At 56.8% G+C, this 14,857-nt stretch carries 12 protein-coding genes; 2 read left to right on the forward strand and 10 right to left on the reverse strand.

Annotated elements, in window-relative coordinates; genetic code table 11:
• Positions 1-2: 2 nt before the first annotated feature.
• The 7 genes from CWI75_RS10325 to CWI75_RS10355 all read right to left on the reverse strand — a co-directional run bounded on the left by CWI75_RS10325 (position 3) and on the right by CWI75_RS10355 (position 6,570).
• Positions 3-710: a succinate dehydrogenase iron-sulfur subunit gene (locus tag CWI75_RS10325; protein ID WP_101521429.1), complete on the reverse strand. Its 708-nt coding sequence runs from the start codon at positions 708-710 to the stop codon at positions 3-5.
• The gene (locus CWI75_RS10330; protein WP_101521430.1) at positions 676-1,074 is read right to left on the reverse strand and encodes a helix-turn-helix transcriptional regulator; all 399 of its coding nucleotides are present in this window, start codon (positions 1,072-1,074) and stop codon (positions 676-678) included. The genes CWI75_RS10325 and CWI75_RS10330 overlap by 35 nt, the downstream gene beginning before the upstream one ends.
• Positions 1,075-1,304: 230 nt before the next feature.
• Positions 1,305-2,552: a hypothetical protein gene (locus CWI75_RS10335; protein ID WP_101521431.1), complete on the reverse strand. Its 1,248-nt coding sequence runs from the start codon at positions 2,550-2,552 to the stop codon at positions 1,305-1,307.
• A gap of 34 nt (positions 2,553-2,586) precedes the next feature.
• Positions 2,587-3,267 carry an ABC transporter ATP-binding protein gene (locus CWI75_RS10340; RefSeq protein WP_101521432.1) on the reverse strand — a complete coding sequence of 227 codons (681 nt, stop codon included), beginning with the start codon at positions 3,265-3,267 and terminating at the stop codon, positions 2,587-2,589.
• Between the two features lie 13 nt (positions 3,268-3,280).
• The gene (locus tag CWI75_RS10345; RefSeq protein ID WP_101521433.1) at positions 3,281-4,528 is read right to left on the reverse strand and encodes an ABC transporter permease; all 1,248 of its coding nucleotides are present in this window, start codon (positions 4,526-4,528) and stop codon (positions 3,281-3,283) included.
• Positions 4,528-5,754: an ABC transporter permease gene (locus CWI75_RS10350; protein WP_241521168.1), complete on the reverse strand. Its 1,227-nt coding sequence runs from the start codon at positions 5,752-5,754 to the stop codon at positions 4,528-4,530. The genes CWI75_RS10345 and CWI75_RS10350 overlap by 1 nt, the downstream gene beginning before the upstream one ends.
• Before the next feature lie 30 nt (positions 5,755-5,784).
• Positions 5,785-6,570 (reverse strand): outer membrane lipoprotein-sorting protein, encoded by a 786-nt coding sequence (locus tag CWI75_RS10355; protein WP_101521434.1) that lies wholly within the window; start codon positions 6,568-6,570, stop codon positions 5,785-5,787.
• 296 nt (positions 6,571-6,866) lie between these two features.
• Between CWI75_RS10355 and CWI75_RS10360 the strand changes: the two genes are divergently transcribed.
• A complete protein-coding gene (locus CWI75_RS10360) occupies positions 6,867-8,987 on the forward strand; it encodes a TonB-dependent siderophore receptor (RefSeq protein WP_241521169.1) in 2,121 nt (706 codons plus the stop codon).
• 9 nt (positions 8,988-8,996) lie between these two features.
• Complete coding sequence (locus tag CWI75_RS10365) at positions 8,997-10,301, forward strand: PepSY-associated TM helix domain-containing protein (protein WP_101521435.1); 1,305 nt, start codon at positions 8,997-8,999, stop codon at positions 10,299-10,301.
• Between the two features lie 149 nt (positions 10,302-10,450).
• Here the strand turns inward: CWI75_RS10365 and CWI75_RS10370 are convergent, their stop codons facing one another.
• The 3 genes from CWI75_RS10370 to CWI75_RS10380 form a co-directional block, all read right to left on the reverse strand.
• Entirely contained in the window at positions 10,451-10,855 is a 405-nt protein-coding gene (locus CWI75_RS10370; protein WP_101521436.1) for a hypothetical protein, read from the reverse strand.
• Complete coding sequence (locus tag CWI75_RS10375; RefSeq protein ID WP_241521170.1) at positions 10,852-12,429, reverse strand: amidohydrolase family protein; 1,578 nt, start codon at positions 12,427-12,429, stop codon at positions 10,852-10,854. The genes CWI75_RS10370 and CWI75_RS10375 overlap by 4 nt, the downstream gene beginning before the upstream one ends.
• Before the next feature lie 122 nt (positions 12,430-12,551).
• Positions 12,552-14,819, reverse strand: a complete 2,268-nt coding sequence (locus CWI75_RS10380) for a TonB-dependent receptor (RefSeq protein WP_101521438.1) — start codon at positions 14,817-14,819, stop codon at positions 12,552-12,554.
• Positions 14,820-14,857: the final 38 nt, after the last annotated feature.

Genomic DNA, 14,857 nt, shown 5'->3' on the forward strand with positions numbered 1-14,857 from the left:
CCTCAACTGGCTTCGCGCATCAATTCAAGTCTAATCCTGCCAATTGCTCCCATGGGGTTAAGTCCTTTCGGGCACACCCAGGAGCAGTTGCCGATACTCCTGCAACGAAACAGGCTAAAAGGATCCTCAAGTTCTCCCAGCCGCTCGCTTCGGGCCTGGTCACGGCTGTCGACAAGGAACCGCAACGACTGTAGCAATGCCGCGGGCCCCAGATACTTTTCGGGATTCCACCACCAGGACGGACATTGCGAGGTGCAGCAGCCGCAGAGAATACATTCCCACAAGCCATCCAGTTGCGCACGCTGTTCCGGAGATTGCCGTCGCTCGATCGCAGGGGCCGCATCATTGGGCATCAGCCATGGCTTGACGCGTTTATAGTGCTCGAAGAAAAGAGTTTGATCTACAACAAGATCGCGAATAACAGGCATCCCGGGTAACGGCCTGATAACCAGGCAGCCAGAGCTTCCAATTGCTTCCGCAACCGGTTTTATGCAGGCCAACCCGTTCTTGCCATTGATATTCATGCCGTCTGAACCACAGACCCCCTCCCGACACGAGCGTCGATAGGCCAGCGTTGGATCTGTTTCCCGCAGGTACTCCAGGGCATCCAGGACCATTCGACTACGAAATTCCTCGGGAAGTGACAGAAACTGCATGTAAGGGGCAGAATCCTGCTCAGGGTTGTATCGGTATATCTGAACGTCGATCACACGCTCTCTCCCTTTTAACGTTGCGCTCTACAGGCGCGTGTGCCGGATCCCTGGCGCGGCGCGATCCGCTATGCGGTAAAACTGCATCGGTTGCCGTAGCCGGCTGTGCGACAGGCACTTGCTGTGCCCTCCCGCCCTGGAATACCAGCATGGAAACATGACAGCGCAATATCCGGGCAAGCACTCTTGCCCGCCGGCCACCAAGGCACACCCGATCATTCTCTATGGAAGAAATCGTTGATTGCGGTATACCGGTTGCGACAGCCAGGTCGTGCTGACTCATTTCATGCAGTTCGCGCAGTATACGAACCGAAGTCCCGCTGGATACGTCGATGTCTGTAATGGCCTGTCGATAACCGCTCATTCACCACCTCCGGTAGCCATACCGAGCGACACTTGCAACCTGGCTTCAGTTCGGGGATACGCTACACGCCAGAATGAGTGTAGACCATTTATTGGGTGTCAAAGGCGGGACTGGCCGGAATTGGATGAAGCCTGGGGCCTGAGTCAGCGGGGAGAAGAAAGAGCGCAGCGCATTGGGTTGATTTTTGGTAAAGCTTCGCGATTGTTACTGCTGAACAGGACTGGCGGCCCCTAAAAATAATAAGCCAACTGCACAAATAGCCCACCTTCACTAGCCAGCGTGGTGTCCCGGAAACCCGATTTGATACCGCCATACTCCGAACCCTTCGGACCGAGCGGGAGATTGAGTGCAGCGATCAGGTGCCAGTCCTGGGCAAGGTCGTGGCGGCTGCCGAGTTGCAGAAGTGCGGACTGGTCATCCAGGTTCACCAGGAACGTGGGGGTGAGCAGCCAGAGCGGGGTGAGTTCAATGGTGGCGGCCAGGCCCAGGTAGTTACGCCCGAGGGTAAAGAGTTCGCCACGACCGAGGCGGGCCTGGAGAGCGTCGTCACGCAGCACCCGGGGCAGCCTGTAGCGACCGTCATCAAGACCGAAGCCGTTGTGGTAATACTCCGCGGTGCCGCTGATGTTGGTCTCGCCCCAGGTCCAGGAGTAGGACAGGTTGGCAACCGCCGAGAGCACGCCGCCCTCGTCCGTATCAGTGAACATAAGGTCGCCGCGCCAGATGGCTCCGCCCATGCTCTTGACCAGTCCTGCGGCAAGGATGGTTTGCTCGAAATGTACGCCAGCCAGCAAGTCCAGTTCCGCGCCCGCGAGGCCCACCCAGGCGACTCGGTCATCGAGCCAGCCGTGATACTTGACGACGAAGCTGCTCTCATCGGCAGTTACGGAATCGCGGCTATTGCGCCGGCCTACGGCTACGGCCTGGATATCATCGCCGTCAGCGAACAGGTACTGGCCGTAGAGCATGTCATCACCCACTTTGTACTCGGTATCGAGCGCGACGGGATCGAAGGGATTAAAGAAGTCCACGGGATTGAACATCAAGCCGTTGCCCCAACTCAGAACCTGACGGCCTGCGCGAAGCACCAGCTGGTCGCTGCTGTAGCCGATATTGAAACGGTCCAAGCGGTGCAGGATTGCCGTGTCGCGGCCTTCACTGACTACCTTGGTGAGGTCTACAAAACGCCGGTCATCCTCGGGATAGGCCTGGCCCGGCTGCGGGCTTCCGGTTACCTGTCGAGTACGCAGGAGGTCACTGTGCAGAGCCTGGATCTGGTAGTCCACCTGAAGGTCGAACCGGCCTTCCCGGAAGCTGAATTTGAAGCGGCTGTCCAGCAAGTGATCGCTGCTGGTCTCGCCGTACCAATGGTGATAGATACTGTGCTCGGGGTAGCGAGCGGTCAGGTAGCGGTATTTGACGTGGCCATGGATATCCGGATCCGGCATGCCTTCCACAGCCGTGGCCCGCAGCGACATAAGTAATCCGTAAGCGCTTGCAAGCAGGGGCCTGCTATACCTCATCGCTGACGATCCTGCCGTCCTTCAGGTGGATACGGCGCTTCGTATAGTTCATGACACGCTGATCGTGGGTGGCGATCACGAAGGTCACACGATGGTGTTCATTGAGTTTGACGAACAAATCCATCAGCTGCGCCATAGTCTCTGAATCCAGATTCGCGGTGGGCTCGTCGGCCAGTACCAGCGCCGGCTCCGAGACGATAGCTCGCGCTACCGCGACCCGCTGCTGCTGACCACCGGACAATTCGCCGGGGCGGCGGTCCTCCATGCCTTCGAGACCCACTTCCCTGAGAATAGCTGCCGATTTTTCCCGGCGCTCCTTCGGGGTAATTCCCTGGACCTGCATCACGAACTCCACGTTTTCCCGCGCGGACAAAACCGGAATAAGATTGTAGGACTGGAACACGAAACCGATGTTATGCAGGCGCATGTCCGCCAGCCTGGCCTTGGGCAGCTGATCGATACGTTGGCCGCCGATGGTGATATGCCCGCTGTCCGGCTGATCCAGCCCGCCGATAGCATTGAGCAAGGTGGTTTTACCGGAGCCGGAGGGACCGGACAGGCTGATGAACTCCCCGTCCTCAATGGTAACGCCGAGGTGATCCAGCGCCTTGATGACGGCATCCCCCTGCCGGAATATTTTGGTGAGGTCTTCGCAAATTACCGCTGCCATATATTCGCCATTGTCAGGTTTTGGTCAGGGCTTCAACCGGATTGTAGCGGCTGGCCCGGTGGGCCGGTGCCAAACCGGCAAGCAGGCCCAGCGCAATTACCAGGCCGTTGGACAGAAGCAGGTCCTGCCAGTACAGCGCCGGGTAGAGGGTACTGCCCGCCCCCATCATGGCCAGGCCTTCGGAGACGACGGACAGGTCGATGCCGTCGGCCAGGGGAATGATGGTGGCCAGCGCCAGAGCGTTACCCAGCGCAAGGCCCAGCGCCAGCAACATCAGTGTTTCCAGCAATACCTGCCCCATAATGGCCGATGGGCGCATGCCCAGCGCCAGAATCAGGCCGATCTCCCGCACCCGCTCAAACACAGCCATGACCAGGGTATTAACCAAACCGAAAGACAGTGCAAGAAAGATGACGATGATCCACACCAGCACCACTCCGTCCATCAGTCTCAGCATGGTGCCCAGATAGGTGTCCCGCTCGTACCAGGGACTCACATCAAGATCGGGCTTCAATCTCGCAATAGCCTGGTAAAACCAGTCCACTTCACGAAAATCAGGGCCCTGGACTTCGATCTCGCTCACGCTCTCCCCCACCCTCAGCATCTGCTGGGCGACATTGAGCCCCACAAAGACAAACTGCTCTTCCATGGCCGGCAACTCGGCGAAATAAATACCCACGATCCTAAACCCCCGGTCCGCGATATCATTATCGGGGTCCTGGCTCATGACCACGATACGTTTGCCCAGCCCTGTTTCCAGGCGTCGCGCCAGCTTCTCGCCAATCACGATGCCGGGGTCATCCGGGCTCTCCAGAAAACGTCCATTGCTGATCTGGCGGGGCAGCTTGGAGAGCCGGACTTCCCGGTCCGGCTTCACTCCCATGAGTGTCACCCCCAGCGACTCCCGCTCACTGGACACCACCGCCGGAACCCGCAGGCGCGCTGTCCAGTCCAGCCCGGCCCGATCCAGGTACTCGCGCAACTCACTACCGGGTGTCGGCAGATGGTTGACGATGCTGGGATCGTCCCGGTACGACGGGTGGTGAATCTGCACGTGGCCCAGGAAGGATTCCAGGCTGCTTTGCACCATGTCATCCACCATGCCCCGCAGAAGAGCAATCATGAAGATCATGGCCCACACACCGATGGTGATCGCCAGCAGCATGATGATGGTACGACGGTAGTTACGCCACAGGTAACGCCAGGCCAGGGTCACAAGAATCCGCCGGCTGTATTGCCCGGTGCTGCGCAGAAGCTCCATCAGACGGCCTTCATGGCAGCTATCGGCTGCAAAAATTTTACCCGCAGGGCCGGATACAGGGACGCCAGCATGCTTGCGGCAAACACTATCCCCGGCCCAAGCAATACCGTGAACAAGGTGACCTCGGGGAAGATTCTGTTCGGCAGGTTGAAGCGCTGGGCCATTTCTTCCATGCCGGGATAGGCGAAGCCAGTATGACTCAGTACCAGGTTCAGTCCACCGCCGAGGAGCACACCCAGCAGCAGGCCTATAGAAGCTATCACCGCCGTCTCCAGCAGGACCAGGCGCACCAAACGCCCGGGTCGCAGCCCCAGGGCCATGATCATGCCAAATTCACGAGTACGCTCCAGAACGGACATAAGCTGGGTATTCATGACACTGAATGCCACCAGGACAATCAATACCGCATACATGAACCAGGCACTGGCCATATCCGCCTGAATGGCCTGGCGCAACCCCGGTTTCAGCTCGTCCCAGTGCAGCACCACGCGATTCGCAGCCGCACCGTAGCGCTGCCTGAGCTGCGCGGCCTTACTGTCGACGAGGGAGAACTCCCCGGCCCTGATTACCACAGTGTGGCCACGACCTTCCATGAAGAACACGTTCTGGAATCGCTCCAGGGGCATCAGGGCCAGGGAGCGATCCATCTCCGGCATATTGCTTTCGAAGATACCCACTACCGTGAGCACATCGGCGGCCATCGAGCCATCGCGACCGGAACCCAGAATCGTCAGCTCCTCACCAACGCCAATTTTCAGATTACGGGCCAGTATTTTGCCGATGACCGTCGCATTGGTGTCTCCTTGCTGCAGGTAGCGACCGGCAGTAATGAGTCCGGCCAACGTGGAAACCTTCGCTTCATACTGCGGTTGGACACCCACCACCTGAATTCCATAGCTACGCTCCTCGCTTGACGCCAGAGCGAAACCGGTTGCGCGAGCACTCACGTCTACTCCGGATATATTCGCACGAACATCCTCGGCCAGTGCCTGAATGTCGGGAAGGGTTTTACGGATACCGGGCTCGTCCAGATAACCAGGCGCCTGCAGTTGAATGTGGCCGGTGAACACCCGCAGTGTGTTGTCGATCATGAGCTGATAAGTATCGAATTGCAGCCCGATCATGAACACCAACAGAATGTTGGAGAAGACCATGGCACCCACCGTCAACCAGGTACGACGGGAATGCCGCCAGATGTTGCGTGAAGCTAATCGCAGTTCAAGCAAGGGTATTCCCCTTTCACCTGCAGGCGCAGCTTACTGCCGTGGATTTCGCAAATTGGAGAGCGTGAAAACACGATCCTCCAGCTCGACTCCGAAATCAATGGCGTCGATACGCACCTCGGTCCACTCGCCGGGTTCTTCCAGTTTGCTCATGCGTTGTACCCTGGCCACTGCCCGATCATCCATTGTGGCGATATCGTGCGTCACCAGGCGTTTGACCAGTCGGTCGTCCTGATCGTAATAGTCTTCCTGGAGCACCAGATGATCCTCCCGGACTTGCACCACCTGTCGCCCCCAGACCACTGGCGCCATCTCATGGGGAATGGCTTCAATATAGTACACCAGCCCGTTTTCAGTGGTCTCGGTCTGGAGAAGACGATGCTCGTAGTGGTCAAGAATATCGTCCGCACGAGCGATGTCCTGATTGGAAAAGTCGGAACCCATCCAGCTCTGGGCCATCATGGAAGAGGGAACCTTCACCACTCTATTAATGTTGGGTGCGAAACTCCACATGTCCTTATCGATCAGCAGCGTACCGCTACCCCCATCCCGAGGCGGTGCCATCACCCGCACCAGACTGTGATCCTCGCCCCTGGTCCAGGCTCGCATGGCCATGCGCCGCTCCCATTCGGGGCGGTGAATGATCATGGTTACCTCCGCATAGGAGCTGGTACCGCGCCAGTGATCAATGGCGGCCTGAAGGATGGCGCGCGCATCGGGCTCCCCACCCCGCTGATCCTCGCCAAAGCCAGGAGTCGCCAACCAAAGCGAACAACACACCAGGCACACGAAAGCACCTGCGAGAAACCTGCTGCCCATAATCTCTCCCCGGTACCCGGCAATGAGCCTTATTCTAACGCCCCGAAAATGGGGTAGAACCCATCATTCCCAAAACAGCATAGGGTAAGGTGCCTGAATGGTCGAATCTTCATTATGGCCATAAGGCCGACTCCTTCCAGGAAAATGCCTCCCGGTACGTTTGACAAGGGTGGCGCTCGCCAAACTGAAACCCAATCAAATCTAAATGAGAATGATTGACATTCGCGTTCAATAATCCTACAGTTTCAGCCTGCAAGCTGCCCCACACAACCACTGCTCACGATACGAGGCCAACCATGAAAAAAACCAGTACTCACAGCCGCCCGCCTTATAGTCTGCCCCTGACCGCTATGGCGATAGCAATTGCCAGCTACCCGACCCTGGCTTTGGCTCAATCGGTAGACAGCGATAAAAAGGCCTCCGTCGCAAGCGCAAGCCACATGGAAACGGTTTACGTTTACGGAGAGCAGGGAAAGACCGACACCGCCACCAAGCTGAACCTGACTCTGTTTGAAACACCCCAGACCGTAACGGCCATCTCCCGGGCCCAGATGGATGACTTTGCGCTCAACAATATCAGTGACCTGTTGAACTACACCCCTGGCGTCACCGTTGAGGAAGTGGAAACGGATCGAACCTACTATACGGCCCGGGGCTTCGACATTGTCAACTTCCAGTATGATGGCGTTGGCGTTCCTTTCGTTTCCGGCCTGAACCTGGGGCAGCAGGACACCGCGATTTACGAAAAGGTCGAAGTGGTCAAGGGCGCTGCCGGCCTGATCACCGGCCTGGCGAATCCCTCCGCCACTATCAACTACGTGCGCAAACGCCCTACCGATGAGCTGCAAATTGGCACCCGGGTTTCGGCAAATGAATGGAACGGGGTACGACTGGACGGCGACATCTCCGGCGCTCTATCCGCTAACTCGCGCGGCCGCCTGGTTGTGGCGCGGGAGGACAGTGAGTCCTACCTGGATCGCCACGAGGACCAGACTGACCTGATGTACGGCATTGTCGAAGTGGACCTTACGGAGCGGACTCTGCTTACCCTCGGCCACAGTTACAACAAAAGCGCTTCTGACGGCGTCATGTGGGGCGCATTGCCGCTTCGCTACGCTGACGGAACACCCACTGATTACGACGTATCCACCAGCAACGCCCCGGATTGGACGTTTGCCGACAGCACCCAGAACCAGACCTTTGTCGAACTCGAACACCAATTAACCGGACAGTGGCTTTTCAACGCCATCTATACCCGCAATACCGGCGATTTCAATTCGGAACTGTTTTACGTTTACGGCGCGCCGAGCCGTGAAGACGAAACCGGCTTGAACGGTTGGGCCAGCGCCTATAGCCGGGAAGAGACCCAGGAAAACTATGACCTTTTCGTCTCCGGCGGCTTTCAGTTAGGCGGCCGTGAACACCAGGTCGTGGTGGGCTATAACCATTCCGATATTCAAGTTGATGAAGCCTCCTTCACTGACCCGGTCGGCGGATTTCCCGTGCTGGGCAGCGACTGGGCACAAGGCAATACGCCACGCCCTGATTTTGTCGCCCACAACCCGGCGACGGATGCCAGCGATATCGAGCTCAGCCAGAAGGCCCTGTATGTCTCCGCCCGCCTCAACGCCACAGACAATCTCTCACTTTTACTGGGAGCAAGGCGGACGAAACTGGACCAGAAAGGTATCAGCTATGGCGGTTCCGCAGACGCCGAAGCGGAAAAGACGGTTCCCTATTACGGTGTCACTTACGAAATTGCCAGCGACCTGATGGCTTACGGTAGCTACAGCGAGGTGTTCAAGCAGCAAACCTGGGTCAATGACCAGCTTCGGCCTTTGGGCGCCGCCGAGGGTGACAATACCGAGATCGGCCTGAAAAAATCATTCAACAACGAACGGGCGATTCTCACCCTGGCACTGTTCCAGGCACAACACAGTAACCTCGGCGAATTCGTGGGACGCAATTCCCAGGGTATCGCCATCTACGAGCCCAGGGACATCGACAGCCAGGGCTATGAGGTGGAACTGTCCGGCGAGTTGATAGAGGGCCTGAACATCAGTGCCGGTTTTACCCGGGTTGACCTGGAGGATGACAACGGCGAGGACATTCGTCCATATGTCCCTTCCAAGCTGGTGAAAATGTCCGCGTCCTATCGGGTCCCGGCACTGCCCGCACTGAAGCTTGGCGGTGTGCTCAAATGGCAGGACGATATTACCACCAGCAGTGGCCTGGCCGAGCAGCAAGCTTACACCCTCCTGGACCTGGCCCTGCACTATGAACTCAGCCCCACCCTGAGCCTGGCGGTGAATCTGGCAAACGTCACCGATGAGAAATATCTCAACAGCCTTTACTGGGACCAGGCTTTTTACGGTGCGCCGCGCAATGTCCAGGCCTCTGTCGCCTGGCGATTCTAGGAATTTTCAATGCGAACCCTGATGCTCAAACTCCATCGCTACCTGGGACTCACCACTGCCCTGTTCCTGGTGATTACCGGCCTCACCGGTGCGGTAATCTCCTGGGACCACGAACTGGACGAATGGCTGAACCCTCACCTGTTCGAGGCCCGCACGCCCGGCGTTCCACAACCAACCGTGTCACTGGCGGAGCAAGTGGAAGCGAAGTTCCCGCAGGTCGACGTGAGCTATTTCGAACTCCACGACGAACCTGGCCATGCCCAGTATTTCTGGGTGGAACCCAAGGTCGATCCGGAGACCGGGCGCCTCTACGAGCCGGGTTTCAACCAGGTTTACGTGGACCCGGTCAGCGGCGACATCCAGGGTACGCGGGAATGGGGCGCTGTGTGGCCCATCACCAGGGAAACCTTCATGTCGTTTCTCTACACACTCCATTTCAGTCTGCATATACCGGAAATTGGCGGTATCGACCACTGGGGAATCTGGCTGCTGGGTATAATCGCCCTCCTCTGGACCTTCGATAATTTCATAGGCTTTTACCTCACGCTCCCCCGCCGCAAAGCCCGGGACAAGCGTGCCGGGTGGTTCGAACGCTGGAAACCGGCATGGAAAATCAACCGCGCCGCCGGGCCTAACCGCTTCACCTTTGACCTCCATCGCGCAGTGGGCCTGTGGATCTGGATGCTGCTCTTTGTGATCGCCTTCACCGCTTTTTCCCTGAACCTGTACCGGGAAGTCTTCTTTCCCGCCATGTCCCTGGTGTCCGACGTCACCCCGTCCCCTTTGGATGAACGCACGCCATCCGGACATGACAATCCCATTGAACCCGTACTGGCGTTTACCGACATCGCCAGAATTGCCGCGGCTGAGTCACGTGAGCTGGGCTGGAGTGAGCCCCTGGGGTCGCTGTGGTACGCTCGCGAATTTGGTCTCTACCGGGCGGAATTCTTTACCGCAGCCGATGGGCACGGCACCGGCGGTGTGGGACACAAGGCGCTCTATTTCGATGGTATCGATGGGAAATATCTCGGGGATTTCATTCCCTGGCAGGGTACAGCCGCGGATATCTTCGTGCAGGCCCAGTTTCCCCTGCATTCCGGACGCATTCTCGGCCTGCCCGGACGCATACTGATTTCGGTGATGGGCGTTATTGTCGCCATGCTGAGTATTACCGGCGTGATTATCTGGTGGCGCAAGACATCGGCGAGAGAGCGGCGCAGGACACAACAACAGCAACCAGCAGGGACTGGCCAACGGGAACCAGCGTCATCCGCCAAGAGAACCGGGTTCCGGCGTCCGGCATCGGGTGTGTGAATCAGCGTACCGCGTAGCTTTTAGTATATCTCACTGCGGCTGGAACCAAGTTCACCGTCGACAGCGCTGAGGATGTAGGCAACACCGTCGTGGGTCGGGCCGGAATTGACGGTCCGGCGGTGCCCTCCCTCGCCGGGGAACGAGTCTCGTCAATGGACGCTGCCGGCATTGGGGCGGGAATACCAACCGAAGGCAGCGATAATGTTGAGCACAGAACCGAATAGGTTGATAGCTACAGCTATTGTGAATGCCAGAAAACTTGCATAGTAGTCCAGGCCTGACTGTAAAAAGCGTATCATATTTCCGATCACGCCTGACCCGCAAAAGAGTAGTACCGCGATGACCATGGCAACGCGGTAGCTTTGCTCGAATCCGAAGCGCGGCAGTAGCAGTGTCAGTGAATAGCCAGTAAAAAGCACCATGGAGCTTCCTCTCGGCACGGCACTCAGTGCCTCCCCGGTCGCTTGCAGACGCCACTCACTGAGCAGTAGATACGCTAGTGCCATGCACGCGTACCACGCCTGCAAGGCGATCAACGTGGGCAGTTTCATCATCTTGATGTGGCCCCCCGTGCTTCAAGCTGCTTACGTTGGGCAACCATCTCGCGCACCTTTTTGAGCATAAGCTTGGCGTCGTAAACAATCCCGTCCTTGACCGTATAGAGAATGCCGGCTGCTCGTTCCATCCTGCCGGACTCCATATTGAAACGGCGGTGGCCGGTACCATACAGCACTTTGAAATTCGCCAGCGGGTTGTCATCGACAATTACCATGTCCGCTTTCTTGCCGATTTCCAGCGTACCGATGTCCGCTTCCATGCCCAGAAGTTGTGCCCCATTAAGTGTGGCGGCCTGAAGTACCTCAAGAGGATGGAAGCCGGCCTCCTGCAACATCTCCAGTTCACGCACGTAGGAGAATCCGTAGATATTGTAGATAAAGCCTGAATCGGATCCGGCGGCTACGCGCCCACCTGCGTTCTTGTAGTCGTTGACGAAGTCCATCCAGCGGCGATAGTTTGCTTTCCAGGCCACCTCATCGGCCGTGGTCCAGTCAAAATGGTAAGAGCCGTGGATCTTCGGGTTGGGCTCAAATATTCTGGCCATATAGGGCATGGTGTAATCCTCGTGCCACTCCAGGGTGACATGTCTCATCACATCCCGGTTGGACTCATACACACTAAAAGTAGGTACCATGGTCATGTCTTTATCCAGCAACTGATCAATGGTGCGGCGCCAGGTCTTTGAGGCGGGAGGCGCCGCCTGTAACCACAGGCGGCCGGCCTCGGAAAATCGGTCCTGCTCATTGCTATAGTTGTAACCGGGGGGATAGTTTTGAATAACTTGATCTTCAAACATCGCCTCTGGAAGGCCATACCAGTGCTCTATGCTGGTCAAGCCCAAAGCCGCGCTGTCAAGTGCATTCATTCGGGTGACACTGGTTTGCGCATGATGATACGCAGAGCGGAGACCTAAGTTGTTGGCTTCGTCCAGCGCCGCCTTCATGACCTGGGGGGCTGCACCCAGGAATTTGACACCATCAGCCCCATTTTTTTTGATCGACCGAATCCACTGCCGTGCCGCCTCTGCATCGGGCGTTCGCTCCGGGAACATGGCGTAAGCCTCAATACGAGGAATCGAGATTTCTCCAGAGTTGCCGCGCCTCTTTTGCTGCAAAGTCCAGTTCAATCCCATCAGGGAACCTACATCACGCAGGGTAGTAACTCCGTGAGCCAGGTACAGCATCCCGACATAGTCCGGAGCAGTGATCGAGCCACCCAGTGCATGATAAGGACTGCCAAAATGCGCATGGGAATCAATCATGCCGGGAATAACATATTTGCCGGCCGCATCAATCACATGAATACCCGGACCCGGATCAGAAGCTTCCACATGCGCGCTTTGCATCCCCGACCCGACAATGCTGGTAATGCGGTCGCCTTCCACTACGATGGTGACCGGGCCTTGCGGTGGTGCTCCTGTGCCGTCGATGATGAAGGCATTTTTGACAATCAGGTACCTAAAGGGGCCGACGCTCTCGTTGCCACTCGCTGGCGTTACCCCAGGCGGTGCAGCCCCCATCGCCATGGCAACGGCAATCATCTCTTCGCCTGGCTCGGTGTCGGCCAGCACCAGCGTGGCAACCAGCGCAAACGATAATGACAGGCATGTTGTTTTTAATTTAGTCTGCATTGTTTTGTTTCCGGATTTGAGCGAGCACAGTGCTCTTTGGGTTGAGTAACGGATAAGCCGGCTCAGTCAAACTGATAGCTGATTTCTACTCCAAAGGTCTTTGGCTCGGTCAGGAATTCATATGAGAAAATGCTGACGAACGCTCCGGTTTCAATGCGTCTTTCATCCGTCAGGTTCTTGCCCCAAAAAGCGACCTTCAGCGCCTCATTTTCCGAGTACCAGCTGACACTGGCATCAAAAAGTCCGTAATCGTCATGGAAGAACGAGTTTATGTCGTTGACCGGGATCTCGTCGGTATAACTGTATGCTGTCCTGAAATTCAAGTAGCCATTACCGCGGAGATCCAGGTCGTAAGAGGCGCTGAGTGCGTAGGTCCACTCCGGCGCTCGGACCAATTTTAAATTCCTTGCCAGGCCAGGGTCTGGTTCACCATCCCCCGTAACATCAAGGCCATTGTATTCATCGTAGCTGGCATCGGTATAACCCACGGTCGTGGTAACAAGCAGGGCCTCCCATGGCCTATAGGTGAATTCCGCTTCAGCACCCTGCACGGTCGCTGCTGCAGCATTCCGTGTATTTTGAAGAAGGGTTGCTGGATCCAGAACAACCCGTTGCAGGTCGTCGTACTCTGCGTAAAACAGCGCCACATTGGCCCTGGCCTTGCCATCAAGCAAGTCCGTCTTCAAGCCGAGCTCAAAGGAGTCAACAGTTTCTTCGTCATAGGGACCGGGGTCAAGCGATGCGCTGGCAACCCTGAGGTTATACCCGCCACTGCGGAACCCCCTGGCGTAAGAGGCATACAGGAACGTCTTATCATTGAGCTCCCAGTTAATACCAAGCTTGGGGCTCAGGTTGTTCCAATCGGTGGCGTCATCCGTGCCGAAGTCACAGAGAGTGAAATCAAAGTTGCAGCCATCGCCGGTGGCGATAAGCACGTCTTTCTCCTCATAGGTATAACGAAGCCCAACAGTCAGGGATATTGCATCATTGATAAACCAGGTGCCGTTGACAAAAGCGGCGTACGATTCGTTGTCGACCCGTCCATCCGTATTGCTGACATTCAGGCCTCCGAGAACACTGCGATTTTCTCGCTGCTCGATGGTCTGTTGGAAATAATAGATTCCAAGGGTGTATTCCAGTCGTTCATCGAAAGCGGTGGATGCATAGCGGAGCTCCTGGCTGATCTGGTCCTGGTCTACTGAAATGCCGTTGCGGAAAACCTCGAGCGGGGTGCCATCCGCATCAGCGAATGGCGTTCCGAAGTCTACATTGCGATAACCGGTTATCGAGGTCAGCACGCCCTCACCCAGCATCCAGTTCGCCTCCAGGACGATCTGTTCCCATTCGATACTAACGCCCCCCGGGTCGGTGCCAGCCACCTCGTCATCCGCAATGTCGGTGGTCTGGCCCAGAATCACAGAGGTATTGGGCGTGGAGCCGTGGCCACTGATATCCCCTCTTTCGGCAATCAACGTCACATCAAGATTATCGCTGGGAGTCCAGAGGAGGCTGGGTCTGATGAATTTTGTTTTTTGCGCGCCCTGATCTTCGTTCAAGGTAATATTTTTCCAGTCACCATCCCTGTCCCTGTAATTGGCAAAGACCTTGGCCGAGACTGTATCGCTCAGGGCTCCCTGAATGGTTCCGGAGAAATTCTCCCGTCCGTTGTTACCGACACCAACCTTGATCTTGCCGCCAAACTCCCCCTTTGGGCGCTGTGAGCGAACAACAACAGCACCTGCCGTAACATTGCGGCCAAACAGAGTGCCCTGCGGACCTCGCAGAACCTCGATGCTCTCTATGTCAAAGGTATCGAGATCAGAGCCGTAGTTTGTGCCGAGGTAGATGCCATCCAGAATCACCCCAACTGTCGGCTCATCCCCTGCGATACTTGAGGCAACACCCATTCCCCGAATACTGAAGTTGGTCACCCCCGGAAACGTACCCACGGACTGCAGACGGACGTTTGGCAGTTGGCGGCCGATATCAGCGATATTCTCAGCAAACATGGCCTCTATCTGGTCACCCGTCATGACAGACGCTGCAATAGGTACGGTTTGCAGATTCTCTGCCCTGCCCTTCTTGGTGGCGGTCACGACAACTTCCTCAAGACCTTGAGCAGATAACAGGGCACTATTGGAGCCGATTCCGAAAACAACAGCCGCGACCAGGGTTTTCTTATTCATCGTTACATTCCTCTGCGTACGCAAGTATTTGGACTCAGGCGTCCTCAAGCCTTTATTATCCGAATAAGCGCTGGTGAAACTCTGCTGTAAAGCCAGAAGTTTCGGCAGGACGTACATTTGAGGCGCTGGCGACAACAGCTGCATGTATTCCAGCCCGTGCGTTCTCACTCCTACTTCAGTCA

The sequence above is a fragment of the Kineobactrum sediminis genome, assembly GCF_002868715.1.
Lineage (GTDB): Bacteria > Pseudomonadota > Gammaproteobacteria > Pseudomonadales > Halieaceae > Kineobactrum > Kineobactrum sediminis.